Annotated in this window: 20 protein-coding genes and 2 pseudogenes; 13 read left to right on the top strand and 9 right to left on the bottom strand. The window is 70.1% G+C overall.

Translation table 11 applies throughout. The features are described 5' to 3' along the window. The first annotated feature begins 319 nt into the window (after positions 1 to 319). The 9 genes from C3492_RS27085 to C3492_RS27045 all read left to right on the top strand — a co-directional run bounded on the left by C3492_RS27085 (position 320) and on the right by C3492_RS27045 (position 8390). Entirely contained in the window at positions 320 to 1033 is a 714-nt protein-coding gene (locus tag C3492_RS27085; protein WP_103814922.1) for a DUF4232 domain-containing protein, read from the top strand. A 386-nt stretch (positions 1034 to 1419) separates the two neighbouring features. Then, the gene (locus C3492_RS27080; protein WP_103814920.1) at positions 1420 to 2001 is read left to right on the top strand and encodes an SRPBCC family protein; all 582 of its coding nucleotides are present in this window, start codon (positions 1420 to 1422) and stop codon (positions 1999 to 2001) included. A 203-nt stretch (positions 2002 to 2204) separates the two neighbouring features. After that, complete coding sequence (locus tag C3492_RS27075; protein WP_103814918.1) at positions 2205 to 2753, top strand: DUF4142 domain-containing protein; 549 nt, start codon at positions 2205 to 2207, stop codon at positions 2751 to 2753. 463 nt (positions 2754 to 3216) lie between these two features. After that, positions 3217 to 3420, top strand: coding sequence for a hypothetical protein (locus C3492_RS46060; protein ID WP_103814916.1), 204 nt, complete (start codon positions 3217 to 3219; stop codon positions 3418 to 3420). 288 nt (positions 3421 to 3708) lie between these two features. Next, complete coding sequence (locus C3492_RS27065; RefSeq protein ID WP_103815078.1) at positions 3709 to 4242, top strand: VOC family protein; 534 nt, start codon at positions 3709 to 3711, stop codon at positions 4240 to 4242. A 460-nt stretch (positions 4243 to 4702) separates the two neighbouring features. Beyond that, entirely contained in the window at positions 4703 to 5917 is a 1215-nt protein-coding gene (locus C3492_RS27060) for a PP2C family protein-serine/threonine phosphatase (RefSeq protein WP_181140571.1), read from the top strand. A 105-nt stretch (positions 5918 to 6022) separates the two neighbouring features. Further along, on the top strand, positions 6023 to 6382 hold the full coding sequence (locus C3492_RS44780) for a hypothetical protein (protein WP_181140570.1): 360 nt from the start codon (positions 6023 to 6025) through the stop codon (positions 6380 to 6382). Between the two features lie 323 nt (positions 6383 to 6705). Next, a complete protein-coding gene (locus tag C3492_RS27050; protein WP_181140569.1) occupies positions 6706 to 7158 on the top strand; it encodes a DUF4259 domain-containing protein in 453 nt (150 codons plus the stop codon). 440 nt (positions 7159 to 7598) lie between these two features. Then, entirely contained in the window at positions 7599 to 8390 is a 792-nt protein-coding gene (locus tag C3492_RS27045) for an SDR family oxidoreductase (RefSeq protein ID WP_103814910.1), read from the top strand. Positions 8391 to 8611: 221 nt separating this feature from the next. Here C3492_RS27045 and C3492_RS27040 read toward each other — a convergent pair whose 3' ends face one another. Both C3492_RS27040 and C3492_RS27035 read right to left on the bottom strand, forming a co-directional pair. After that, positions 8612 to 9151: a GNAT family N-acetyltransferase gene (locus C3492_RS27040; protein ID WP_103815076.1), complete on the bottom strand. Its 540-nt coding sequence runs from the start codon at positions 9149 to 9151 to the stop codon at positions 8612 to 8614. A gap of 268 nt (positions 9152 to 9419) precedes the next feature. After that, entirely contained in the window at positions 9420 to 10118 is a 699-nt protein-coding gene (locus C3492_RS27035; RefSeq protein WP_103814908.1) for a VOC family protein, read from the bottom strand. 89 nt (positions 10119 to 10207) lie between these two features. On the opposite strand from C3492_RS27035, the gene C3492_RS27030 reads away from it, so the two are divergent. Further along, positions 10208 to 10636, top strand: a complete 429-nt coding sequence (locus C3492_RS27030; RefSeq protein WP_103814906.1) for a VOC family protein — start codon at positions 10208 to 10210, stop codon at positions 10634 to 10636. Positions 10637 to 10714: 78 nt separating this feature from the next. On the opposite strand, the gene C3492_RS27025 is transcribed toward C3492_RS27030, so the two are convergent. Continuing rightward, complete coding sequence (locus C3492_RS27025) at positions 10715 to 11536, bottom strand: trypsin-like serine protease (protein ID WP_258055908.1); 822 nt, start codon at positions 11534 to 11536, stop codon at positions 10715 to 10717. Between the two features lie 462 nt (positions 11537 to 11998). Then, complete coding sequence (locus tag C3492_RS27020) at positions 11999 to 12946, bottom strand: LysR family transcriptional regulator (RefSeq protein ID WP_103814902.1); 948 nt, start codon at positions 12944 to 12946, stop codon at positions 11999 to 12001. Between the two features lie 84 nt (positions 12947 to 13030). On the opposite strand from C3492_RS27020, the gene C3492_RS27015 reads away from it, so the two are divergent. Continuing rightward, entirely contained in the window at positions 13031 to 13924 is an 894-nt protein-coding gene (locus C3492_RS27015; protein WP_103814900.1) for a PhzF family phenazine biosynthesis isomerase, read from the top strand. 518 nt (positions 13925 to 14442) lie between these two features. Here the strand turns inward: C3492_RS27015 and C3492_RS27010 are convergent. Beyond that, a complete protein-coding gene (locus tag C3492_RS27010) occupies positions 14443 to 17316 on the bottom strand; it encodes a S8 family serine peptidase (protein WP_258055906.1) in 2874 nt (957 codons plus the stop codon). A gap of 539 nt (positions 17317 to 17855) precedes the next feature. Further along, positions 17856 to 20189: a M4 family metallopeptidase gene (locus C3492_RS27005; RefSeq protein WP_103815075.1), complete on the bottom strand. Its 2334-nt coding sequence runs from the start codon at positions 20187 to 20189 to the stop codon at positions 17856 to 17858. 830 nt (positions 20190 to 21019) lie between these two features. On the opposite strand from C3492_RS27005, the gene C3492_RS27000 reads away from it, so the two are divergent. Continuing rightward, a complete protein-coding gene (locus tag C3492_RS27000) occupies positions 21020 to 22048 on the top strand; it encodes a helix-turn-helix domain-containing protein (RefSeq protein ID WP_103814896.1) in 1029 nt (342 codons plus the stop codon). 37 nt (positions 22049 to 22085) lie between these two features. Here the strand turns inward: C3492_RS27000 and C3492_RS26995 are convergent. From C3492_RS26995 to C3492_RS26985, 3 genes and pseudogenes are all read right to left on the bottom strand, one after another. Further along, positions 22086 to 22301, bottom strand: a pseudogene (locus C3492_RS26995) (transposase); the annotation flags it as partial. Further along, positions 22289 to 22674, bottom strand: a pseudogene (locus C3492_RS26990) (transposase); the annotation flags it as partial. The pseudogenes C3492_RS26990 and C3492_RS26995, both read right to left, overlap by 13 nt. Beyond that, on the bottom strand, positions 22659 to 24092 hold the full coding sequence (locus tag C3492_RS26985) for an endo-1,4-beta-xylanase (RefSeq protein WP_103814894.1): 1434 nt from the start codon (positions 24090 to 24092) through the stop codon (positions 22659 to 22661). The pseudogene C3492_RS26990 and the gene C3492_RS26985, both read right to left, overlap by 16 nt. A 1053-nt stretch (positions 24093 to 25145) precedes the next feature. On the opposite strand from C3492_RS26985, the gene C3492_RS26975 reads away from it, so the two are divergent. Then, a complete protein-coding gene (locus C3492_RS26975) occupies positions 25146 to 26573 on the top strand; it encodes a non-reducing end alpha-L-arabinofuranosidase family hydrolase (RefSeq protein WP_103814892.1) in 1428 nt (475 codons plus the stop codon). Positions 26574 to 26575: the final 2 nt, after the last annotated feature.

The following is a 26575-nucleotide window of genomic DNA, read 5'->3' as shown; positions in this document are numbered from 1 at the left end:
TCAGCATCATCAACGATTCAACACCTGTCAAGAAGGTGTCTCGCGAGGGGCGCGAGGTCATCTTTGTGGCGGATGGACCTGGGCGAATGAATATCGACGGTCTCGGCTGTAACTCACTTAGACGGTGTCTCTGGGTGGGTGATCGGCCAGATGGCCGACGACGAGCGCGCAGACGGACGTGTTCTGTAACAGCCGTGTGCCGGAGCCGTCGCGAAGCCGCCACCGCACCGAACTGATCCGGGGAAGCCCCCGTCGTGCTGAGCGAAGAGGCAATCACGCAAGGGCGCGGTCACGCGCTCGCCGACCGAGGAGACATCTCATGAACCACCGCCTCCGTACCGCCTTCGCCGTTTCGGCCGCGCTCGGCGCCGGACTGCTCATGACGGCCTGCCAGGGGAATTCCAGCGCCACCGACACCGCCTCGGCGAAGACCGTCGCCGATTCGGCGGCAACGTCCTCCCCCGCGCCGGCGCCCAGCGCGACCAAGGCCGGCGGTCCGGGCGGCCAGGAGAGCCGGACGAGCGGGACCACGGCGGGCTCTTCCAGCAACGGTGGCACCACCGGGGGCGCCACCGGCGGCACGGGCACCGGTCGGGACTCCGACGACGGCGCTGCCGCCGACAAGACGGGGTACGGCCAGAGCTGCGGGTCCAATGACCTGCGCTGGTCGGCCAAGTCCATGACCCAGGCCGGCGGTTACATCCGTATCAGCGTCAGCGCGAAGCCCGGTATCACCTGTGTGCTGCCGGCGGGGCTGCCCGTTGTCGCCTTCGGCTCCGGGGGCACGCAGGCCCACCCCGCCGAGCAGTCGGCGGGTCCCGAGATCACCCTGAGCGGTGGCACGACGGTCTACGCCGGTGTCAACCCGAAGACGACGAACGACGACTACGGCACCGAGTACAGCACGGTCATCGTGTCGGTCAGTGAAGGTGACCCCCACCCCGTCTCGCTGCCGGTGGGGAACACCCTCGTCGACAAGCCCGTCGTCACCAACTGGCACACGAACCCGGCGGACGCGGTTCCCGCGGGCTGAGCGGACCCTGAAGCGCCACCACCCCGCCCTTCGGGTGGTTGACGAGGGGTGGCCCGGTCGGGCCTGGGCCCCCTCGCAACCGCCCGTGGCGCGCGGCTCTGTGCTGCGGCACACCGGCCGTACCGGCGTGCGCTCACCTCAGCGGCCTGCCCACACACCGCCGACACGCGCACGTCCTGCCCGGTCCGCCGTATGGACGTTTGCCGACACCTTCGTGGTGACGGGCATCGATGAGTACGAGTGAGCACCGGTCCGGGCACGTCTCAAGCGGACCGGACCACACCATGGAATCAGGGCGCTCGCCCAGCACCTTCCGTCTCCCTCGGGCCCACGCCCTGTTGCCCACCCGACACCGGTTCCTCGAACCCTTCTCAAAGGTCAGTACCATGCGCGTCACCACCGCGGCCAAGTTCGCCGCCCTGACCACTGCCCTCGTCCTCGCCGCCAGCGGCACCGCCGCCGCTCTCACCGACGAGGGTCCCGCCAGGACCAGCGCCACCGCCCCGCACACCGCCGACGTGCACATCGACGAGAGCGCTCCGGTGATCACCCGCGACAGCGTCCTGATCCACGCGCCACTCCACACCGTCTGGAAGGTGCAGACCGACGTCGCCAACTGGCCGTCGTGGCAGCCGAAGGTGGACGTCGTGGTCAAGGAGACTCCCGGCCGCCTGCGTCCCGGCTCGGTGTTCCGCTGGAGCACCGAGGGCCTGGACATCACCTCCACCGTCAAGCAGGTCGACTACGGCAAGCGCCTGGCCTGGGGCGGTCCGGCCCAGGGCATCACCGCCGTCCACGTGTGGACCTTCACCCCGACCAGTGACGGCGTCCTCGTCCACACCGAGGAGTCCTGGGCGGGCGCCCCCGTCCTCGCCAACCAGGCAGCGCTGCAGTCCGCGCTCGACGACTCCCTGCACAACTGGGTCAACAACCTCAAGCACGAAGCGGAGACCCGGGCGGCCCAGTAGCCGCGAACCGAACCAGGGACGCAGCGTACTTCCCCCCACCCCTTCGAGCAGTCCGCAGGGGCCATTCGGGTGAACAGCGGGCTCCTCCTGGTACGGGCGGGTGGCACCTCGGTACAGATCCCTGGGGGCGCTGTGTCACGCGCCCCGTTCCGATCGCCGGTGCGGTGCACATGTGCCGAGCCGGCGCGAAGGGAGCGAAACCCATGCGTAAACGACCGGTGGCCGCCGCGGTCGCGGCGGTGGCGCTGTGCGGTGCGGCCGCACCCCAGGCATTCGCCCGACAAGCCGCTGGCCAGGACGAAACGTTCCTGATACAGGTGCACCAGGGCAACCTCGCCGAGATCGCAGCCGGCCAAGACGCCCAGAGGCACGCCACGACCGAGTGCGTGAAGCAGGTCGGCGCCGTACTGGTACGCGACCACACCAAGCTGGACACGGACGTGAAGTCGCTGGCCGGCAAGCTGAAGGTGCAGCTGCCCACCTCCCCGTCCGCGGAACAGAAGAGGCAGCTGGCCGCCGTGCAGGCGAAAGCCGGAACATCGGCTTACGACACGGCATGGCTCAGAGCTCAGGAAGCCGGACACAGCCAGACGCTCGCGCTGATCGACCAAGAGATCAAGACGGGGAAGAACACCCAGGTCGTGGCCGCTGCGCGCAGTGCCCGTCCGGTGGTGGCGATGCACCTGGACATGGTCCGCGGGGGCACCTGCCACATGACCAAGCACGCGGGTATGGCCGGGGCCGGCACCTGAGGCGCCCCGGCCACGGCTGAGGACGGCGCCACGGCGGCGAGCACCGCGGGCCTGGCCGGTGGCGGCCTGCTCGCCGTCGGTGGGGCCGCCTGGCTCCCGCGCACGCGGCTCCGCTCGGCCACGAAGCCGTGGACACCGCGGAACGCCACCGGCCGGCCGCCGTTCGCATCGCACGGGGGAGCTGAGCGCGGCGGCCGCCGGCCGGCTCGTCTGCGGTTACGTCGGCCTGAATCAGAGCCAGTTCCACGCCATAAGCTGTCGGACATGACCCGTTCCTTGGACGACACCACTGCACGAGCACCTCGACGTGCCAAGGACGTCGCAGCGATGACCGACACCGGCGGCAACCTCCTCCTCAACCTCCTCGGATGACCCGGTTCGACCTCGGCCCGCAGCTGTGAACCCACCGCCCCCGCGCCGGCCCGCCGCCCGCCCCACCCAGATGAAAAGAGCAAATCTCTCCGTGTTCCACGAGACCCCCATCTACAACCGCCTCGTCGCCGAACGGGGCGACATCCCCGCCCAGGTGCGCGGAGAAGCCGACCGCATACACCGCCACCTGGCGCAGGTGATGCCCCTGCACGCACCGCAGAACCCCCCAGGCCCGGGATTTCGCCACATCGTCCGGCAAGCTCCGGGACACGGAAGGCCGTACACCGCGTCGTGACGCCAGGGCGCCGACACCGACAAAGCTCAGCCGTCACCGGCGCGCTCTGACCAAGGCAACATCGAAACGGCTGGCCGGCACCAGGCACCGCGTGCGCGATGGTGTCGGCCGGACCGCGCCACCACCGTGAGGGTGCGCTCACGGTCGCGGTGACCGAGGGCTATGACGGGTCCACCTCCGAGCCGTCGTGTGACAGCACCGGCGCCCAACGCCTCGACAGAGGACAGAAGCTGACCTGGGTCCCCCCTAACGTCACGGCTGGCAATCAGCATTGGTGGAAGGGCCGTGATGTCTGAGCAGACCAACTCCGCGCCGGCGGGCTACACCACCGTTGCCCCCTGGGTCGTCACCGACGACACGGGGGCTTTCCTCGACTTCGTCTCCTGGGCGTTCGGGGGTGAGGAGCTGGCGCGAGTGCACACCGAGGATGGTTCGATCGGTCACGGCGAGATTCGAGTCGGCGACACCGTCGTGCTGGCCTTCGACCGGCACACGAACTGGCCCGCCGTGCCAAGCCTGCTGCGCGTGTTCGTCACCGATGCCGACCAAGCCTTTTCACGAGCCGTCGAAGCCGGCAGCCATGTCGTCACGCCTTTGGCCCACGACGCCTTCGGACAGCGCGGCGGCCGTATCAAGGACCCGTTCGGCAACATCTGGTGGGTGATCAGCCGCGTCGAGGACGTCTCTGATGAGGAGATGTGGAAGCGGCTGCAGGACCCCGTGTACGCCGAAGTCATGCGTGTGGCTCAGGAGACACTCGACACCGAGCTCAGCGGTCGGGACCACGGACGCAGCAGTCCTCCTGTCAGGACAACCAACTGATCAGTGCCCAACTCGGCTGCACATCGAGGTGGCTCGCGGCGCGGTGGGCGCGCCCCCCCCGCGGATCTTGGCCCGTGCCGACGTAACAGGCCCTTTCGGTGATCAGCCTGCGAGCGCGGCCACGTCGCCGGGTCCAAGAGGGCCCGCCCGCAGTCCACGGCGAGATGGACTTCCGACACCCGGGCGCACCCGGCAGGCCGATCGGCGCCGACGTCGCCGCGGTGTTTCCGGCCGCGGCGAACGGACGTGATCCCCATGACGGGCCTGCCGCCTCCGCCTGATCGGCGTCGAGATCTCGAACGCAAGAGAGCCGGTCACCCGACACCCTCGTCGGCGGCGAACCGCGCCCCCCGCCCCATGCCGGGACGGCCGACCGGCCGCGGACCCGGGAGCGAGTCGAGCAGTGGCAGCAGCGGGCTGTGCAGGACAGGATCAGTGTGAGACCGGCGTGGAAGGAGTGATGTCCGTGTCGGACCCACTGCGCGAGCCCTCCACTCACGGCCCGGCCGTCGAGGAGAGCCTGCTGGAACAGCTGATCGCGGAGGCGCAAACGGCCCTGCCGGTCGAACTGCCCGCCCTGGCCGATCGATGCGCCTCGGCCCTCGGTCTGGGTACGGCGCTGATCTACCTCGCCGATCTGCAACAACGGCTGCTCCTCCCACTCGACGAAGCGCTGGAGTCGCTCCCGGTGGACCGCTCGTCGGCCGGCTGGGCCTACCGCACGGTCTCCCCGCGGGTGGACGACGCCGATGACGGCTTGATCGTCTGGATGCCGCTGGTCGACGGTGCGGAGCGCCTGGGCGTGCTCGCGGTGCGTGCCACCTCGCTCGACGGACCGCTGATGCGCCGCATCCGGATGCTGGCCCATCTGTTCGCCATGCTGCTCACCTCCAAGCGTGCTTACAGCGACTGGCTCGCGGCCCGCACACGCACCGCATCCATGCGGTTGCCTACTGAGATGCTGCGAGCCTTCCTGCCGCCGCGCACCATCGGCAGCAGCAGGTGTGTCTCGACCGCGGTCCTGGAACCGGCGTACGACATCGCAGGTGACGCCTTCGACCACTCGGTGGTCAAGAACGTGCTGCACACCATGATCCTCGACGGCATGGGCCACGATCTGATCGCCGGCCTGACCACGTCGGTCGCCATGGCGGCGGCGCGCAACGCCCGCCGCAGCGGTGGCGCACTGGCCGACATCGTCTGCTCCGTCGACCAGGCGCTCGCCCAGTGGCTGCCCGACCACTTCTCCACCGGTGTGCTGTGCCGGCTCGACGCCGAGACCGGGGTGCTGCAATGGGTCAACTGCGGTCATCCCCCACCGCTGCTGATCCGTGACGAGCGGGTGCTCTCCGGGGCGCTCGACAGCCCCCCGCAGCCGCCGCTCGGCCTCGCCGGCCCACTCGCCCCGGCAGCCCGGCAGATCCACGAGACGAAACTGGAACCGGGTGACTGCGTTCTGCTCTACACCGACGGTGTCGTGGAGGCGAGGGACGCGGACGGTGCGGAGTTCGGCCTCGACCGGTTCACCGAATTCATCATCCACTCCAACGCCGCCGGCCAGCGCCCGGCCGAGGTACTACGGCTGCTCATCCACGCCATCCTCGACTACCAGCGCAACCAGCTGCGGGACGACGCGACCATCCTGCTCTTCGAATGGCGGCCGCGGTCACAGTGACGCGGTACCGTGGCGAGCCCCACCGTGTCCGGCACCATGGCACCCGTCCCGCGGTGCCGACGCCGCCTGGCCCGACGGGCGCCCACGACTGCCCCGAGGCCATCGGTGGCACGCACGCTCGACGCCGAGGACGCACCCGGTCCCGACCTGACCTCGATGCCCGCGGCGTTGCCCGAACCCGAGGTCCCGGCCCCGCGGGTGGTCGGTGTCGACGAGTACGCCACACCAAGAGGACGGGTCTACGGCGGCGCGGTGCTCGTCGACGTCGAGATCCGTCGGCGGTGGATCTGCTGCCCGACCGAGAGGCGTCCAGCCTGGCCGCATGGCTGGCGAAGTGACCCGGGATCGAGATCTTCTGCCGGGACCGCGCCGTTCTTCGCGGAAGGCGCCACAGCCGGGGCGCCACAGGCCACGCAGGTCGCCGACCGCCGGCATCTGTGGCACAACCTCGGCGAGGGCCGCTGAGCGAGCTGTCGCCCGCCACCGCCCGTGCCTTCGCGACCTTCGCCAACATGCTCACTGAGCACCAAGGCGAGCGACTCCCGCAGTGACTCGACGGCGTCCGCCAGGACGACCTTCCCAGCCTCCACACTCTCGCCGCCGGCATCGACCGAGACTGCGGCGCGGTCATCGCCGGCCTGACCCTGCCCTGGAAGTCCGGCGTCGTCGAAGGACGCGTCAACCGGATCAAGATGCTCAAGCGCCAGATGCTCGGACGCGCCGGCTTCGCACTGCTGCGCGAGCGAGTCTTCCTCGCCCCGTGACCGATGTCAGTGGCTCCTGGAACCATGCCTTCGTCCGAGAAGCCGTATCAGGAGCCATGCATGGGAACGTGGGGAACCGGCCCGTTCGACAGCGACCTCGCCGCAGACTTCGTCGATGAACTTGAGGGACTCACCCACCAGCAGGTCATCGACGTGCTGGAGCGGGCGTTCCAGCGAGTCACCGACTCCGGTGAGTGCGTCGATGGCGGAGACGGGGCCGAAGCCGTGGCCGCAGGCGCGCTCGTCGCCAGCGCCCTCCCGGACAGCCCCCTCGTGATCGACCCCGATGACGGCCCCAGGGAAGCACTGCCCGAACTGCCGGGCTCACTTCGCGTGTCGGCGGGACTCGCACTGAACCGGGTTCTCCAGGACGGATCAGAGATGGCAACCGGCTGGGTGGACAGCGCCGACGCCGATCAGTGGCGCCAGGAAGTGCGACAGATCCTCCAAGCACTCGAAGCACCCGCTGATCACTGATCGTGACCGCTTCGCGGAAGTCGTGGGTCTTCGCACCGCGAACCTTCCAGTGCAGGATGCGCGTGCCGCGGCGCGCGGTGACCTGACGGAAGCCGGCGCGGTGCTCCTGGCCGGCAGTGAACGCGATGCCGAAGCCGATGCAGACAGTCCAGTCCGGGCGCACACCGACCGCGTCGGGTGCGGTGCGGTCTGCGCGCGGTGGGCTACTCCGGCATGGTGATCACTGCTTTCGCCGGATCCCGATTGCGGGTGCACGCTTGAAGAGGCCTCGCCCACATGCGGAGCGGGACTCGGCCCTCGGTCGGAATCGCTCGTCCCTGCGCACTTCCGAGCCGGGCACAAAGGCGCCCGAGGCACAGGTGACAGCAGCGCTTGAGGGGCCCGGTCGCGATCGCGTTCCCATGGCGCCGCCCCTCATATCAACCGGAAGGTGTCATCACATGACCACCGAGACCCCAGCCACGTCCCCCGCCAGGCGGCCCCTGGACGGCCGGGTGGCCGTCATCACCGGCGCGTCCAGCGGCATCGGCGAGGCGTCCGCCGAGCACCTGGCGTCACTGGGTGCGAAGGTCGCCGTGCTGGCACGGCGCGCGGAGCGGCTGGACGACCTGGTCGCGCGCATCGGCAAGAACGGCGGCACCGCCGTGGCCATCGCCGTCGACGTGACCGACCCCGCCGCGGTGCAGGCCGCGGCCGACCGCGTCGAGGCGGAGCTGGGCGACACGGACCTGCTCTTCAACAACGCCGGCGTCATGCTGCCCGGCCCCGTCGAGGAGCTGCGCACCGACCAGTGGCAGCAGCAGATCGACCTGAACATCTCCGGGCTGATGAACGTCATCGGCGCGTTCACCCCGCAACTGGTGCGGGCCGCCGGCGAGCGCGGCGTGGCCGACCTGATCAACACCTCGTCGAGCGCCGCGCGGAACCTCTACCCGACCTTCGCCGTCTACGCCGGCACCAAGGCGTTCGTCTCGCACCTGTCGAAACACCTCCGCATCGAGTTGGGCCCGAAGAGCGTGCGGGTCTCCGCGATCGAGCCCGGCATCGTGGGCACGGAGCTCCAGGACCACGTCACGGACCCCGGCGCCAACGAGTGGCTGGAGGGGTCGAAGGAGACCATCGACTGGCTCGTCCCGGACGACATCGCGCGCACGGTCGGCTTCATCGCCTCCCTGCCGCTGCGGGTCAACCTCCCGCAGGTCTTCATCATGCCGACGGCCCAGCCCAGCTGACACCGGGGCCGGCGTAGGGGGTCGGGTGCCGCCGCGACCGACCGGTCACGATCGTCGCCCTGCTCGCCGCTCAGGAAGCCGCCCGTCCCACGATCGCCAACCGCGTCACCGACACATCACCCCGCTCAGACCCTGCCAGTGAGCACCGGCTGACCGTCTCCGATCACCGGGCCCGCCGACACGACGGTCGGCGAGCCCACCACCTGGCTTCGTCCATGAGCTCAAGCGGGCGGCGTGACCGGGGACCGCAAGCCGAGCCACTGCTCGGCATCCCAGGCTCGGAACCGCTCCACCTCGGTGAACCCCAGCTTCGCCGCGAGGCGCATCGAGCCGACGTTGGCGGTCTGGGTGGTGAGCACCACCGGCTCGCCGGGAAGGACGTCGTCGAACCAGTCGAGCGCCGCCGCGCACGCCTCAGTGGCATACCCGAATCCCCATGCCCGTGGCAGGAGCAGGTAGCCGAGATCGGCCTTGCCCACGGCAGCCGGGCGACGGTGCTCCGTCGCTCTCCTCAGCATGATCTGGCCGATCATCGCCCCATCGAGCTCGACGACGAAACTCCCGGGCCGCCGCCCGGGCACCTCGGGCATCTCGCGCTCAAGCTCGTCACGCGGCCGGGGGCCGCCAAGATAGGTGTGCACCTCCGGCGAGGCGTACAGTTCGATGAACGCCGCACGGTCCCGGGCCTCGGGCTCTCGGAGCACGAGCCGGTCGGTCTTGATCGGGACAGGCGGCCAGGCGACGGGTCCGAGTTCAGTCATGCCGGCCAACCAATCAGCCGGCTCGGCAACGATCAAGCCTCGCGGACCGATCAAGCCATACCGGGCCCCCGCCTGCTGCGCGCTCACCTCCCGGCCGGCGCCTGCGCCGACCCGGCCGCGTTGTGCAGGGCCCAGCCGAACACCAAGAGGGTCCGACGTGCCGACGGACTGAACGATGTCGTGGGGAGCATGTGCTCCGTACCCTACGACGCCACCGTGCACCGGCTCGGCCTCGTCGACAGTTCCGCTCCTACGCCTGGAAGCGACCTCAAGCACCCAGCTCTTCAAGCCGCTGGAGCTCGTCGCGGACCGACTCCCGCTCCTGGTCGGTGAGCCGGAGGGCGGTGGCTCGGGTGAGCGCGGACCTCACGGTGTCTTCGTCGCCGAGGCGCCCGGCGACATCCGCACGCAGTACCAGGAGCCGGAGCAACTGCACGGGCGTGGGCGGCTCCTTGTCGCGTAGCGCCCGGTCGATGATCTTCGCGGCGCCTGCGGGATCGTTCTTCGAGTCCGCGAACAAAGAGGCGTGGTGGAGGGCTCGGGCAATGGGTTCAGTCGGTGCGGGCCGGTGGCGTTGGTTCTGGCTCGTCAGCTGTCCGACCCGTAGGCAGTTGCCGCCCGGGTCGGTCACGAGGAACTGCCGTGTGCCGTACGACGTGTCCTTCAGCGACCCGATGCGCGGCAGACCCCGGGTCGGGATCCTGCCGTACGCCGCCTTGAGCCTGGCGCGGAAGGCCGAGTGCAGCCCATCGACATCGTCGGTACGGATGTAGCAGGTGCTGTACGACTCGGCCGGCTCGTACTGCCTCAACGCGAAGAAGTGGAGCTGGATGCCGCCCAGCTCCACGACCGCGTACGGGTTGGGGCTCTTCTGCTGGAAGGTCACCGTGAACCCGAGGGCGGTGTAGAAGTCGAGAACGGGCTGGATGGTCCTGCAGGGCAGGATCGGGATGGTTGTCTCCCTCATACTGGGAGTCTAGTCAAACTTGAACAGTGGGTGGGTCTCGCCGCGGAAATCACCGGCAGAGTCCCGGACCCCCTTGGTACGGTGCACCGATGTCAGAGATCAGGAAGTTCCAAGTCACCTTTGACTGCGCGGAACCTGAGCGCCTCGCTCGTTTCTGGTGCGAGGTGTTGGGGTACGTCATACCGCCGCCGCCCGCGGGGTTCACCACGTGGGACGACTACCAGCGTTCGCAGCCACCTGAGCAGCGGGGTTCATGGTGCGCTTGCGTCGACCCCTCAGGCGTGGGCCCGCGGCTGTACTTCCAGCGCGTCCCCGAAGGGAAGGTCGTCAAGAACCGGGTGCACCTTGATGTGCGGGTCGGCACCGGACTCGTCGGCGCGGAACGCCTCGCCGCACTTGAGGCCGAATGCGCACGACTGATTCCGCTCGGCGCGGTACACGTGCAGACGTTGTACGACGGCAATGACTCCTGCATCCCGATGCTGGACATCGAGGGCAACGAGTTCTGTATCGACTGAGTACATGGGGCGGGAATCACGGCGGGCCGGACCGCCGTGGTGGGGGCGACCGCAGGGGCGGCGTGCCGGCGTCCCGAATCAGCCGTTGCGGCCTGTCACCTCGTGGATCCAGCCCGCGTAGGCGGGCGCGCTGGTGTAGAGCCCCGGGCCCTCGCTGCAGCGCACGCCTGGGGCGCCGGGGCCAGAGGTGACGCCGATGAGTTCCCAACGGCCCTTCCGGTCCTCCTGAAGCTGGGGGCCGCCCGAATCGCCGTTGCATGCCATGGCCTTGGGCGTCTGGCTGATCGTGCACAGACGGGTGCTGTTCGCGTAGCCCGGTGCGCACTCGGAGACCGCGCCCCTGCGTGTGTCGAGTTCCTGGAGCCGGTCGGGAAAGACCCATTCGGTGGGATCGGGTGCGTCGTCGATGGTGCCGAAGCCCAGGATTCGGGTCGGGGTGCCGGGCCGCCCCGGCTTGTCCGCGATGCGGATGGGCTCCTCGGCGACCGGGCGGTTCAGGCGGATCAGAGCGACGTCGTTGCGGTTGGGGCCGGTGCCCTCGCCGTTCCTGTAGCCCGGGTGGGACACGGTCTTCGCGACGGACCGGACCGTGCCCCCGGACTCCTTCCACTCGCTGCCGATCCGGACGGTGCCATCCAGGGTGACGATCGTCGGGTCCACGCAGTGGGCGGCTGTGAGCACCCACTTCGAGTCGATCAACGATCCCCCGCAGACACCCTTGAACGTAGGGTCGTCCACACCTGTGACCGGGATGGACACCATGAACGGGTAACCCTGCGTGGAATCCTTCCCGTTGACGATGGCTTCGGCGCTGCCGGTCAGCATGGCGGCGCACGCCGCTCCGGCCAGGACCACCGCGGCGGTGCGCGCCGTGCGGCGCGAGGACTTCAAGCTGAACACTGGTTCTCCGATCGGACGGGCAGGTGCGATGCGCCCAGCCTCCGCGATCAAGAGGAACTGATCCATCCGGTCAGTGGGCCTGTCCGAGGTCCGGCCAGCGGGCCCACGCGGGGTAGGGAGGGCCCCCGGGCGGCACGTTCCGCATCCGTTCGGCGGCCGGCGCAAGTTCCCCGAAAGACCGTCACGCGAGTTCTTGGACCTGCGGCTTCAGGTCGGCGGAGACTCCCCACACCGGTGTGCATCCACCCGCACCCGTGCGCATCCACCCGCGCGACGGAAGCAGTCCGGTGAGGAGAGCGCCACCGTCACCGGTGGGCCGGGCTTCCGCGGCCCCGGAGAGGCCGGCGCCCCGCTCACCTGTCCGCTCACGGTCAGCGCCCCGAAGCGACTCCTTCGCACGCCACACGGGCCACGCCCACGGCCCCGGTGCCCGCCGCGCGGTCGGCCGTCGCGCTCCAGCAATCACGCCTCCCCGGCCGCCGCGTCGGCCGCTCGGTGCCCGGCGTCCCCGTCCCCGGCCTGGGCGAGGTGCCGGACGAGGGTGCGGGCGACCTGTCGAACGGCGGGCGCCGCCCAGCGCCGACGGTGCCGGGCCAGCCGTACGGGTACGTCGGCGAGGGGCGGGCCGTCGAGGACGATCCGGCGCAGCCGTCCGTCGCGCAGGTGCTCGGCGACGGTCGTCGCCGGCAGCAGGGTCAGGCCCAGGCCCGCCGCGGCGCAGGAGCGGGCCGCGTCCACGCTGCCGAACCGGGTGACTCGCGGGCCCGCGCCGGGCGCGGCGCGCAGCCGCCGTTCGAAGGCGTCGCTGTACGCGCAGCCCTCCTCCAGGAGGAAGAAGTGCTCGGCCGCCAGATCACCCCAGGCCGCCGGGCGGTCACGGCCGGCCAGCGGGTGGCCGGGGGAGGCGACGAGGGCGAGGGCCTCGCGGGCGACCGGCTCGGTGGCGATCTCGGGGGGCTCGGCGTCCTCGGCCATCAGCAGCGCCAGGTCCAGGTGGCCGGAGCGCAGCCCTTGTACGCACTCCTCGGTGCCGGCCGCGCGCAGGTCGACGTCCACGTCGGGGTGTTCGGTGCGCAGGGCGGCGATCACGGCCGGCAGCCGGGTGGCGCACAGCGATTCGGGCGTGCCGACCACCACCCGGCCCGCGACGGGCCCGTCCTCGCCGGCCGCGGAGCGCAGCCGGGCCACGGCGTCGAGCACCTCCTCGGCCTCCACGAGGAGCCGTCGGCCCGCGTCGGTGAGCGGGGCGCCGGTGGGCAGCCGGTCGAACAACGGCACGCCGAGGTCGCGTTCGAGGGTGCGGATGTGCACGGTGACCGTGGACTGCGCGAGGTGGAGTTCGGCCGCGGCGGCGGTGAAGCTGCCGGTGCGGGCGAGCGTGGTGAAGGTCGTCAGCAGTCGCGTGTCCACCCGCGCACCCTATGCGGAAACCCGATGGGATGCATCACGATCCATCGTTGGACGCGATGGTGGCAAGGGTGCCAGGGTTTCCCCATGACCGACACGACCGCCGCCACCGACACCGCGACCACCGCCCCGGCCCCCGAGATCCTGCGCTACTCCGCGTTCACACGTACCCCCGAGGGCGGCAACCCCGCCGGGGTCGTGCTCGACGCCTCCGGGCTGGACGCGGCGGCCATGCTCGCCGTCGCCGCCGAGGTGGGCTACTCGGAGACCGCCTTCGTCACCGCCGCCGATCCGGACGCCCGGCGCTTCACGGTGCGCTACTTCAGCCCGCTGGCGGAGGTGGCCTTCTGCGGGCACGCGACGGTGGCCCTGGCCGTCGCCCTCGCCGATCGGCTGGGCCCCGGTGACCTCACCCTGGACACCCCGGCGGGCGCCATCGCGGTGACGACCGCCACCGACGGCGCTGGGCCGGCGCGGGCGACGCTCACCAGCGTGCCGACCCGGTCCCGCCAGGCGCTCGCCGGCGAGCTGGAGGACACCCTCGCGGCCCTCGGCTGGAGCGCGTCGGACCTCGACCCCGCGCTGCCGCCGCACGTCGCCTTCGGCGGCAACGACCACCTGGTGCTGGCCGCGGCCTCCCGCGAGCGGCTGGCCGCGCTCGACTACGACTTCGACGCGCTCGCCGACGTCATGCGCCGGTACGGCTGGACCACCGTCGACCTGGTGTGGCGCGAGTCGCCGCGCCGCTTCCACGCCCGCAACCCGTTCCCCGTCGGCGGTGTCGTGGAGGACCCGGCGACGGGCGCGGCGGCGGCCGCCTTCGGCGGCTACCTCCGCGCCCTGGGGCTGGTCACCGAGCCTGCGGACATCGCGGTGCGGCAGGGCGAGGACATGGGCCGCCCGAGCGACCTCGTCGTCGGCGTGACGCCCGAGGACGCCCGGGTCCGGGTCACCGGCACGGCCGTGCTCCTTCCCCACTGACGGCCCGCCGACGGCGCGGATCCCAACGGCGCGGCTTCCTCCCGGCCCACCCGCTCAACCGAGCCCCCTGCCCCCACGGCGCTCCCGGCGCCTCGGCCTGTTCGCCGGCATCGACGCTCAAGCCCCAGCGGGTGCCTGGACCACTGCTGCGGCGGGGTGATGAAATTCCCCGCCGCGTCGCCCCGGCGTCCCGTCACGGCGGAAGTGCCGGCCCCGGCCCGTGCCCCACAGGCTGTGCGGCGCCGGTCCCCGGACAGTCACGGCTCCCCTCGATCACCGGATGACCCCTCGCAACGTCCAGCTCCCGCCGAGTGACAGCAGTAGTGCGCCCTCATGGAGCCGCCCCTACCGCCCGGCTGGTTGCGGGGGCCTGCCGCGCACGACTCGCTGTGCCGTTGCGTCGAGGAGAAGGATCCCGGCTCCCCGGAGTCCGGCACGTGAGCGAGCCGGTGGGGCGGGAGCCGTTCGCCCCACCCCACCGGCTACTAGGGACTCACGGCCCCCGGGGGATCGCCGCGTCACTCCCAGGAGTTCTGGTTCGTGGACACCAACTGGCCTGGAATCACCTGCCCCTTGGTCCGGAACTCGGTGTAGGCCCAGTACTCGACGTCAGGCTTCAGCGGAGCGCCCGGCCGCAGTTTGTACGGCGGTGTCGTGCCGCGCTCCACTGTCGTCGGCAGTTCCAGCGTCGCCGGCTCGTAGTGGCCGTCACGGCTGAGGACGACGTGGCCGAGCCGGTAGTCGACGACCGGGCTACCGGAGTCCTGGGCGAAGACATACGCCGTGTACGTGCCCGCTTCCGGCATGAAGACCCAGGCCCGCTCGGAGCTGCTCCAGCTGGCGGCGCTCCGGTAGACCAGCTTGTCGCCCTTGTACAGCCAGAGGTCGAGGTTGGTGTCCGGGTCGTCGGTCGAGGTGTCCACGACGATTCCGGCGCTGCCCGCCGGCACCTTGAAGGAGTGCGCCTGCACCCCGAGGCCCTTCCGGTCGAAGACCCCGCCGCTGACTCCCGTCCGCATCGAGTACGACCGCCGCTGCATGGGGGCGTAGCCGGTCGACCGGCCGGAGACCGGGCCGGTGAAGCCCGGCTCGAACATGCCGTAGGTGCCGTCGGCGAGCCGGCCGAACTCCTCCAGGCTGTCGTCGTACGACCGGGGCGAGATGCCCCACGGCCGCGCGGCGACCGGAATCCGCACCTGGTGGGCGGCGCCGCGCCAGGTGATCGCGCCGGTGACGTAGCGGTCCCACGGTGCGCTGCCGCGCCGCAGGGTGATGGTGACCGAGGCGGTCTCGCCCGGTGCCACCGTCACCGTTGCCGGTGCGACGCTCACCCGCATGCCCTCCAGCCCGCTCGTCGAGGCGTGGTACGTCTCCCGCTTGCTGCCGACGTTGGTCAGCTTGCGGGTCAACACCACCGGCTTGGTGCCGTCGTACTCGCGCAGCCCGATCGACGGCAGGTTCAGCTCGCGGCCGTCGGGGTGAGCCGCTTCGCTGAAGGCGGTCAGGCTCTTGACGTCCGGCTCGATGACCAGCCCGGGATCGGCGGCCCGCGCCAGCGACGGCAGCCCGCTGCCCTGCGCCAGCGGGCCGGCGTCGCCCACGGTGCCGGCTGTGGTGTGCAACGCCGAGGCGACCGCGCCGGGCGACCAGTCGGGGTGCTCGGCCCGCAGGATCGCGGCCTCGCCGGCCACGTGCGGGGCCGCCATCGAGGTCCCCGAGTACGCGTCGTACTGCCGGCCGAAGTTCCCCGGCGGGGAGACGGCCGCGATGATGTCGCTGCCGGGGGCGACCAGGTCGGGCTTCATGAGCCCGGGATGCGTCTTGTCCGGCCCTGTCGCAGAGTAGTCCGCGATGGTCGGCACCCCTGGGGCACCGGAGCCGTGGCTGCTCGAAGTGAGCTGTGCGGTGCCGTCGGCCGGGTGCCTCATCAGGTAGTTGAAGATCTTGCCGGCCTGGTCCCTGGTGTTCAGATAGAGCACCGGGAAGTCGTAGATGCTGTTGACCCGGAAGTTGCCGTTGGGGTCGAAGAGGACCATTGCCGCCGCGCCCTTGGCTTTGAGCTCCTCCACCGCGCCGTAGGGGTTGTCCAGGGCGCAGGCGACCACCTTGCCCTTCACCTTCGCCGGGTCCACACTGCCGGGCTCGCAGTACGCCGACCCCTCCTCCAGCGTGCCGGCCTGCTCGCCGAAGACCAGCGGCAGGGACCGGCCACCGGGGAGCACGTCCAGCGAGGCGCCGGTGATCGAGGTGCCGTCGCCGAGCCGCACGGTTCCCTCGTTCACGTGGGTCACCGCCGCGCCGACCGTGGTGACCCACGGCTGGGTGTTGCTGACCGCGCCGCTGAAGCCGCTGTTGCCGGCCGCGGCCGTGACGAAGACTCCGGCCAGCGTGGCGTTGAGGAAGGCCTTGCCGATCGGCGTGTTGGGCTCGCTGTCTCCCAACTGCGTCCCGATCGAGTAGTTGAGCACCTGTACGCCGTCGGCGACCGCCGCGTCGATGCCCGCGATGATGTCGGCGTCGTATCCCGAGCCGCCCCAGAGGACCTTGTAGACGGCGATCTGCGCGTCCGGGGCCACACCGGAGATGGAACCGAAGTTCCGCCCCGAGATGGTGACGTTGTCGACGGGCAGGCCGGCCGCGGTGGACGCCGTGTGCGTACCGTGCCCGACCATGTCCCGGGGGGAGAGCACCTCACCCTCGGGCAGCGTGCCGCCCGACGCCGCGAGGAGCGTGTCGGCGAAGTACCGGGCGCCGACGATCTTGCCGTTGCAGTGCTGGGCAGCGAATGTGTAGCCGGTCTGGCAGGTGCCGTGCCAGCCCGCGGGGGCCGTCGGCATCCGCTTGGCGAACGACGGGCTTTCCGGCCAGATCCCGGTGTCCAGGACGCCGATCACGACCCCGGCGCCGGTGCCTTTGCCCGGCTTCCGCGCGGCGGACTTCTGCGCGCTGGTCGCCGGCGAGCCGGTTGCCCGGGCGCCGGTGTCCGATGCCCCAGTCCCGGCTGTTCCGGCTGTGCCCGTTGCCGTGGCGGTCGTCGGCTGCGGCGTGGTGTCACCAAGGGACGCCTCGCTGGTACCGACCACCTGGGACCTGGTGACCGAACGGACCCGCTTGTCCGCCTTCAGTTCCTCGACCTGAGCGGCAGTCAGCGTGGCGGAGAATCCGTTGAAGGCCGTGGTGTAGACCTCATTGACCGTGACGCCGGCCGCCTCGGCCACGGCCGTCCGCTGGGTACCCAGGTGCTTCCGGTACGCCTTCGCCGCCCCCGACTGCGGTTCCAGCTGCTCACCCGGTGCCGGGCGGGTCCGGGCCAGCCCCGAGAGCCGGCCCGCGTACGTCGCCACCGGTTCCTCGGCGAGTTCCACGATGTACGGAGTACGAGCGGAGGGCACTTGCTCGCGTGTCGCATCGGACTTACCGGTCTGGTGCTGTCTGAACCGGCCGGCGCCCCCGGTCAGGTCGACCCGATCTCCTCCGGGCCGCAATCCAGAGCTGACACCGCTGCCCCCCGAGCTGTCCGGCTCGGCGCGTGCCGCCGTTGCCGTACCCCCGGTGGCGACCGTGCCGCCGCCGGCCAGGACGAGGGCCAGCAGGGGTATGGCCAGCCTCCGTCGCCGGGTTCGTGTGCTCGTAGCCAAGAGACTCCTTCCAGCAGCTCCCTGATGGGAGCGATCCCATGAACGTCGACGCTCCCTCCCGGGACGTGAGGGGGAGCGTCACTACCTGACTGGACGTCAGTTGTCGAGGTGTTACGGGTTGTCCCGGATGCTCACGTGGCCACAGCAGCCGTACTCCTGCGGGAAGAGGGGGACCCCGTGATCAAGGGCGCTCCGGCTCACGCGATCGCACGGACCAGACGCACGCCGCAGGGACAGCGACGCCCTTGACGTCCGCCGGCAGGCGCCGCACCCTCGTAGAACCTTCGCGCGCTCTACCTGGCGGGCGAGCCGGCCGCGACCGAGGGGCCGCCTGAGAAGTCCAGACTCCAGCGCTGGAGATGACCCGGGTCCAGGTCGTAGAAGCCCGGGGTGCCGTCGGTCACGCGCAGCTTCCAGGTGCCGACCGTGGTGACCGCCGAGACGTCGACCGTGTAGGTCTCGTGCAGCTCGGGCGTGAGCACCCAGGGTCCCCAGGATTTGACGTGGATCACGGTGCCGTCGGGGGCGATCAGATCGATCACCATGGCGTTGCTGAACCCGTGGTCGAGGTCGACCCTGACCTTGAGGTCACTCGGTGCGTTGCCCGGCTTCCCCCGGACGATCAACGGCGACTCGACGGTGCCCCACTTGGGGATCACGTATGTGGTGGGGTTGACGAAGAAGTGTCCGCCGGATTCCAGGGCGGTCCAAGTGAACGAGAGGTTCCGGGTGTCCCCGGCCGCGTCCGCGATGACGATGGCCGACCTGTAGTCGCCGGCCTTGTCGGGCGTACCGGTGATGAGACCGGTGGCGTGGTCGATCGACAACCCCCGGGGCAGCGACTTGGCGGAGTAGGTCAGCGCGCCGGGACGGCTGCTGGTCGCTGTGATCTGGCGGCTGACGGGCTGGCCGACCGCCACCGGCTCGGTCGGCGGCGGCTCGACGGCGATGTGATGGACGAAGCCGGTCCCCACGTTGACGGCCGCCCAGGCGTTGGCGACGGCCTCGTAGGCGTCGCTGCCCGAACCGTAGAGGTCGGCGGCGGCCTGGAGCGTCGCGGTGCGGGCACCGGCGTAGTCGGTGGTGCTGGTCATGTAGACGGTGAGCGCGCGGTACACCACGTCGGCGGCGTCGGCCAGCCCGATGCCCGCCACCGGCAGCCCGTCATAGGTGGGGCTGTCGTAGGCCACGCCGTTGATGGTCTTCTTCCCGCTGCCCTCGGCCAGCAGGTAGAAGAAGTGGTCTCCCACCCCGGCCGCCATATGTGGTTCGTCCGACTTCGCCTGCGGCGTCCAGTAGTCCAGGGGCGCGTAGCCGACGGCGCTGATGCCGGCCTTGGAGGGGAGGTCCATGTACCGGATGGGCTTGCCGTCACCGTGCAGATCGTCCAGCTCGGCCATCGTGTAGTCCGGCACGTCGTTCGGGTTGTCGGCGTAGAACTCCACGGCGGCGGCCATCATGTCGCTGATCGCCTCGTTGAGCGCCGGTGATTCGCCGTAGTCGCCCAGTCCGGCCGTGGAGGAGGTGACTCCGTGCGTCATCTCGTGTGCGGCTATGTCCAGGGACGTCACGGGGTGGTGCCCGTCCGCGCCGTCGCCGTAGCTCATGCAGAAGCAGCCGTCCTGCCAGTTGGCGTTGGCGAGGGGGACTCCTGGCTGCTGCTCGTAGTGGACTCGGGAGGAGCTGCCGCGGCCGTCGTCGGCTATGCCGTTGCGGCCGAAGCGGTCGAGGTAGAAGTCCCACGTCGTCCGTGCGCCGTACGCTGCGTCCACCGCCGCGGTCTGGGGGTTCGCCGCCGTTCCGTCGCCCCACACGTCGACATCGCTGGTGAACAGGACACCGTTGGACGTGGCACGTGAGTCGAGCGTCCGGTGGCCACCGCGCTGGGGGTCGATCAGGGCGTACGTGCCGTCGTCCTGGCGGGTGGAGCCGATCGTGACCTGCCCGCTGTAGAGGCTGTTGCCCTGGGCGGACTCCACGTGTTCGGCGTTCCCCAGGACGTCCTCGCTCACGGCGTCCGTCACGACGTGGCGCTCGCTGGGGGAGCCGTCCTGCTGCACGCCGGTGACGACCGTCTCCCAAGCCAGTTTCGGTTCGTCACCCATCATCCAGACGACCTTGCGCGGGGCCGTGTGCGTGGCCGCCTTGCGGGTGCCCCTCGCCACAGCCTTGCCCAGGGCCGCCTTCTTCGCCGTCGCGGCCGGGACCTTGGCCGTGGTCGTCGGCAGGGTCAGCTTCATCTTGGAGGCATAGGTGACGGAGCGGGCTCCTTGCCGCTGGTGGACGACCAGATCGCCACCGATGACGGGCAGTCCGGCGTAGGTGCGCTCGTAGCGGGTGTGGACCGTGCCGTCGGCGTCCTGGATCACGTCCTTCGGGATCAGTTTCTCCTGACGGCCGAGACCCAGTGAACGGGCGGTGCCCGGCGCCGCCTTGACCGCCTGGTCGAGGAGCCGCCGACGCTGCCCGGACGACAGGTGCACGGTCCCGGACCCCGGCCTGGCCGCCGTCTTGACCTGTCGGAGCGCTCCCATGGTGCCGGCGCCATCGGGGGCGTCGGACATGGAGGCGGCGCCGGCCGAGCCGGGCAGCGCGGAGAAGGCGAGTGCCGCGGCCGTGATCACCACGGTCGCGGCCAGGTGCCGTCGGGACCTGCGCGCACCCTGCGGGGACGCGGCCCTGTTGCGGGAGTGATTCAACCCAAGAGTCCTTCCGTTCGGCCGTCTGTCGGTGCGGACGGCCGCTGTTACGGGGAGGCCGGAGGCCACGGCCTCGGTGACGGGACGTCAGACATGTGACACACCAGCGGGCCACATTCACACCTGCAACATCCCAGGGGACGTGCATCGAGCGTCATCTCACGGCCAACGCCGCCTCACCGCAGTGAAGATGCCAATGCATGCGGAAGCGGCGCTAGGGTGTCGAGGTGGCTGGTTTGCGCCAGACGGCACCGATCGGCCAGCAACTGCCGGAGTCGAAACAGAAGATGACGTCGTCGGTAACCGAGAGCCTGTACACGGCTCGGATCGAGCCGCCGCGCCATCGTGGCGTCGAGGTCACGGCAGTCCTCCTCCCGCCCTTGTCGGCGGGCAGGAAGCAGTGCGGCGCACGGGCCGAGCCCTCGGCAGGGCGGGCGTGGCACTTACGCGTCGGCGCGCTGGAGCGTACGGGCCGAGCCCTCGGCAGGGCGGGCGTGGCACTTACGCGTCGGCGCGCCAGTAGCGCCGAACGGCGGCGGAGCGGCTTGTCCAGTCCGCGCTCCTGGTCCTGGGCCGAGGTCCGTGGTGCTCCGCCGACCGCCGCCCAGGGCCGGCATGGCGGTAACAGCGGCGAGAACGGAACAAGACACCGCCGGTATCCGTTCAGCACGGCGGTCGGGCCGCGGGACTGGCGCCCGTGCGCACAGATGCGACAAGGACGGCGGCCCTACGGTCGACTGCCGGACTACGGAGGGGAAATGGAACTTGACGTCGTCGGACTCGGCGATGAAGCACAACGTGTCTACACGGCGCTGATCGGTCTGCCCCACAGCACCGCCTCCGAGGTGGCAAGCGCATCCGGGACGAGTACGAGCGCGGCGGGACGGCTGCTGTCCATCCTGGTGAAAGCGGGTCTCGCGACCAGATCGGCCGGCCGCCCCCCACGCTTCGCCGCCACCGCCCCCGACATCGCGGTCACCGAACTGATCAAGGAACGCGAACGGCAGCTCGACACGGCTCGCGCGGTGGTGCGCCAGCTGGCCGACAGACACCGCGAGGCGCAACGGATCGCCGACCCGGACGTCGCGGTGGAAGTGCTCCGTGGCCGTGACGACATCAGCGCCGCCGTCCGCAGGCTCACCGCCGGCGCCCGCCGTCAGATCCGCACCTTCGACCGGCCGCCCTACGTGGACCGCCCCGGCAGCAATCTGGACGACCAGCGCCGCAGACAGCGTTCGGGCGTCACCCACCGCGTACTCTACGACCGGGGCGCGGTCGCCTGGCCGGGCCGCCTCCGGGACGACATCCTGCCGAGCATACGCACCGGCGAACAGGCCCGCGTACGACCGCAATTGCCGATCAAACTCGTGATCGCCGACGACGCGCAGGCGGTCATCCCCTTCAGCCTCGCCCCGGGCGGACACCTCGTCGCGTACCTGATCAACCGCTCACCGATGCTGACCGCGTTGGAAGCACTCTTCGAAGCGGAGTGGGACCGCGGATCGCCCCTCCAGGCCCCCGCACCGCCCACGGCCCCACCCGCCACCTCCGGCCATCCCGACCACCTCGCCCTCGTCAAGCTGCTCGCCACCGGCTGCTCGGACGCGGCGATCGCCCGCGCCCAGGGCTGGAGCCAGCGCACCACCCAGCGCCGCATCCGCCATCTGATGACCGAACTGGGCGCCAGCACCCGCTTCCAGGCCGCGGTCCAGGCCGCTCGCCGGGGGTGGCTGGAGGAGCCTTCGGAGTTCACCCAGCCCACGAACGCGGGAGAGGGGGAGAGATGATCGTCGAGCGCGAGCGAGCTTCTTGTCGTAGTGGGCCCGGGGCGAGACCCGCGTAGGCAGCGAGGTGGCCGGCGGTCGGAGGGGTGCTGCCGTCGCCGGCCTCGATCAGCTTGCGGGCTCCGGTCCTGACGCCGGCTCCCGGCATCGACGTCAGGACCTTCGAAAGAGGGTGAGCCTCCAGCAGTTCCTCGATCCGCCGGGCCGGCAATTTGCGCTGGTCCAGGGCCGCCGTCAGTGAGCCGGCCAGGCTCGGTCCACGGCGCTCGGACTTGTGCGTTCGCTCCCTTTTCAGCCCTCATGTGAGCGGTGTCGAGAACGACGCGGGTGACGTCGACGAGGCCGGCGTCGTCCAGCCGGTGCGGTACGGCCTCGTGCCGCCGGTCCCGGACACCGGCCTTGGACCAGTTCGGGAACCGGCGGTGAGCGGTCGACTTCGAGACCCTGAAGCAGGGCGGCAGGGCCCGCCAGGCGCAGCCGCTGACCAGCACGTGGATGATGGCCGCGAACAGCGTCTCATCGGGCGTGTCCCGCGTCCCGCCGCCCTGCGGCCGCACCTTCGACGGTGGGATCAGCGGCTTCGCGATCTCGCGCAACCGGTAGGAGCACGGTGCTAGGTGCGGGTCCAGCGCTGGTTGCTGCCGTTGGAGCAGGAGTAGAGCTGGATCAGGGTGCCGTTGGCGGTGCCGGCTCCGACGGCGTCGAGGCAGAGGCCGGACTGGACGCCGACGATGGATCCGTCGGAGTTGAGGCGCCATTTCTGGTTGTCGCCGCCCCAGCAGCTGTAGATCTGGACCTTGGAGCCGTTGCCTGTGCCGGCGGCGTCCAGGCACTTGTTGCCGTAGACCCTCAACTCGCCGGCATCGGTGTACGTCCACTGCTGGTTGGTGGCGCTGTTGCAGTCCCACAGCTGGAGCTGGGTGCCGTCGGTGGTGCTGGCGTTGGGCACGTCCAGGCAGCGGCCAGAGCCGACGCCCTTGATCTGTCCGCCGCCCGTGGGGGGCGGCGTGGTGGTGCCGCCGTTGAGTGCGTTGAGGACGGCGGTGTAAGCGGGCTTCTTGCTGCCGTCGCCGTTGAACAGCAGCGGCGTGTCCCCCGATCGCCAGGAGTCGGTGTCGCGCACGCCCCAGACGGTGATGCCGAGGCAGCGCGAGACTGCCAGGCAGTCATTGGTCACGTTGGCGTAGGTCGTCGACGAGGCGCCCTGGATGTCGAGTTCGGTGATGGCCACGTCGACACCAAGGGCGGCGAAGTTCTGCAGGGTGGTGCGGAAGTTGCTGTTGTAGGGGCTGCCGCTGTTGAAGTGCGACTGGAAGCCGACACAGTCGATCGGAACACCGCGCTGCTTGAAGTCGCGGACCATGTTGTACACGCCCTGGGTCTTCGCCCAGGTCCAGTTCTCGATGTTGTAGTCGTTGTAGCAGAGCTTGGCCGCCGGGTCGGCGGCGCGCGCGGTGCGGAAGGCGACCTCGATCCAGTCGTTGCCCGTGCGCTGCAGGTTGGAGTCGCGCCGGCCGCCCGAACCGTCGTCGGCGAAGGCCTCGTTCACGACGTCCCACTGGGCGATCTTGCCCTTGTAGTGGCCCATCACGCCGTTGATGTGGTCGATCATCGCCTGGCGCAGCGTGCTGCCGCTGAGGCTCTGCATCCAGCCGGGCTGCTGGGAGTGCCAGGCCAGGGTGTGACCGCGCACCTGCTTGCCGTTCTGCACCGCCCAGTTGTAGACGCGGTCACCGGCGGTGAAGTTGAACTGGCCCCGCTGCGGTTCGGTGGCGTCGATCTTCATCTCGTTCTCGGCCGTCACCATGTTGAACTCACGGCCCGCGATCGTCGTGTACGTCGAGTCGCCCAGCTTGCCCGAGGCGATCGCGGTGCCGAAGTAGCGGCCGCTCTGCGCCGCCGCGGCGCCGAGCGTGCTCTCGGCGGCGTGTGCGGTCGGCGGCGTGACCAGTGCGGTGACCGCACCGAGGACGCCGACGACCAGCGCCGGCAACAGGCCGCGGATCTTCCGGCGGACGACGGGTCTGGGAAGGGCGTAAGAGCCCATGACTGTGCCTCCGAGGTAGTGATCACGGATGGACTGAAGGGCAGGGCATCGCATCGTCCGCTCCCATCGGCGGACGGACGGGGCAGGCCGGAGCCGGGGCAGCACGGAATCACCGGACACCGCGGTCACGGGATCGGCACGATCCCGACCGGGACGGGCCGCACCCGGTTCGGCCGTCGGGTGACGTCGGGTCGGCGGCGGCGTCTCGACACGGGCACGGGGTACTCCATCGCGGCTCAGCCGGGGGACCGTCACACTGCGTCGCGAATCTCTCCAACTGTGCGAAGAGCCACGATGCGCTGGTGCGAACCTCACCGGATACGAAACAAGGTGGCGCAGGTGCTGTGGAGCGCGGATCTGTCGTGCGGCTGGTCCTGGATCTGCCGTGCGGCACGGATTGCCCAGGCCGACACGGCTCGGAATCTCGAACCAAGGACGGTCTCTCAGACAGGGATATTGAGGTGGCGACCATGGATCGTCAATACTCCCCGCAGGAGAAATTTCCGATCGGTAAACGAAAGTTTCGGAACGGCGGTAAGCCGGACGTCGAACCATCCGTACCGCCGTCGGCGGATAGTTGAGTGCTCACCTTCTCTTCTCCCCGCGAACCCTTGGACTCGCGAGCCGGGTCGCAGTGCCGTCCGTTGGCGCGACGGCCTTCACGATCACGAGAAGAGAGGGGTTGGGTACGAAGGATTTCGGTCTTGGTGGCGATACATGCGAGAGGTGTTGACGCCGTTCACCGATTCCCTATCATTCGGGTTGCTCGACACTTCGACTCTTGTTCGATATCGCGAACATGTCGAGTCGCTCCATCACACACCGGGGCAATTCCGGTAGCGCCGCCCGAAGCCAGAGTCGCAAGGAGCCGTAACGCGTGCGAATGTCATGGCCCCGCCAATTGCCGCATACCGCCGTCTTCGGCCGTGTCGACCGGGTGCTCGTCGGTTCGGTACGTGCTCGCAGACGGCTGCACACCGCACCACCCGACAGTCCGGCCGGCCTCTGACGAGGCCGACCGGAACCGCCTACTCAAGGTTGAGGAAGTAATCCATGCCCAGAGGAAGTTTCAGCCGCAGGCATCCGTCTGCGGTGCTCGCCGCCGTGGTCGCGGCCCTGGCCGCGCTGGCGGCGATGCTCGTCGCCTCCCCGGCTCAGGCGGCTTCCAGCGGCGCCTTGCGCGGCGTCGGTTCCGGCAGGTGTCTAGACGTGCCGGGCGCCAGCCAGACCGACGGCACGTACCTGCAGATTTACGACTGCTGGAGCGGGACCAACCAGCAGTGGACGTCGACGGACAGCAACCAGCTCACCGTCTACGGCAACAAGTGCCTGGACGTTCCCGGCCACGCCACCGCGGCCGGTACCCGGGTGCAGATCTGGACCTGTTCCGGCGGGGCGAACCAGCAGTGGCGGGTGAACTCCGACGGCACGGTCGTCGGCGTGGAGTCCGGGCTGTGCCTGGAGGCCGCGGGCGCCGGCACGGCCAACGGCACAGCGGTGCAGATCTGGACGTGCAACGGCGGCAGCAACCAGAAGTGGACCGGCCTGTCCGGGACCTCGACCCCGCCGGACGGCACGTGTTCCCTTCCGTCGACGTACCGATGGACGTCGACCGGTGTGCTGGCGCAGCCGGCGAACGGGTGGACCGCGGTGAAGGACTTCACCACGGTGACGTACAACGGCAAGCACCTGGTCTACGCGTCGAACGTCTCGGGGTCGTCGTACGGCTCGATGATGTTCGGCCCCTTCACGAACTGGTCGGACATGGCGTCGACCGGCCAGACCGGCATGAGCCAGGCCGCGGTGGCGCCCACGCTGTTCTACTTCGCGCCCAAGAACATCTGGGTGCTGGCGTACCAGTGGGGTGCCTGGCCCTTCATCTACCGCACGTCGAGCGACCCCACCAACCCCAACGGCTGGTCCGCTCCGCAGCCGCTGTTCACCGGGAGCATCTCCGGCTCCGACACCGGCCCGATCGACCAGACCCTGATCGCCGACGGCCAGAACATGTACCTGTTCTTCGCCGGTGACAACGGCAAGATCTACCGGGCGAGCATGCCGATCGGGAACTTCCCGGGCAACTTCGGCTCGTCGTACACGACCGTCATGAGCGACACGAAGGCCAACCTGTTCGAGGCCGTACAGGTCTACAAGGTCCAGGGCCAGAACCAGTACCTCATGATCGTCGAGGCCATGGGGGCGAACGGGCGCTACTTCCGCTCCTTCACCGCCTCCAGCCTGAGCGGCACGTGGACCCCGCAGGCCACGAGCGAGAGCAACCCCTTCGCGGGCAAGGCCAACAGCGGTGCCAGCTGGACCAACGACATCAGCCACGGTGACCTGGTCCGCAACAACCCCGACCAGACCATGACCATCGACCCCTGCAACCTGCAGTTCCTCTACCAGGGCAAGTCCCCCAACGCGAGCGGCGACTACAACCAGCTGCCGTGGCGGCCGGGCGTCCTCACCCTGCAGCGCTGAAC

This window comes from Streptomyces sp. Ru62 (assembly GCF_002920615.1).
Classification (GTDB): domain Bacteria; phylum Actinomycetota; class Actinomycetes; order Streptomycetales; family Streptomycetaceae; genus Streptomyces.
This window is presented reverse-complemented; position numbering and strand designations above follow the sequence as displayed.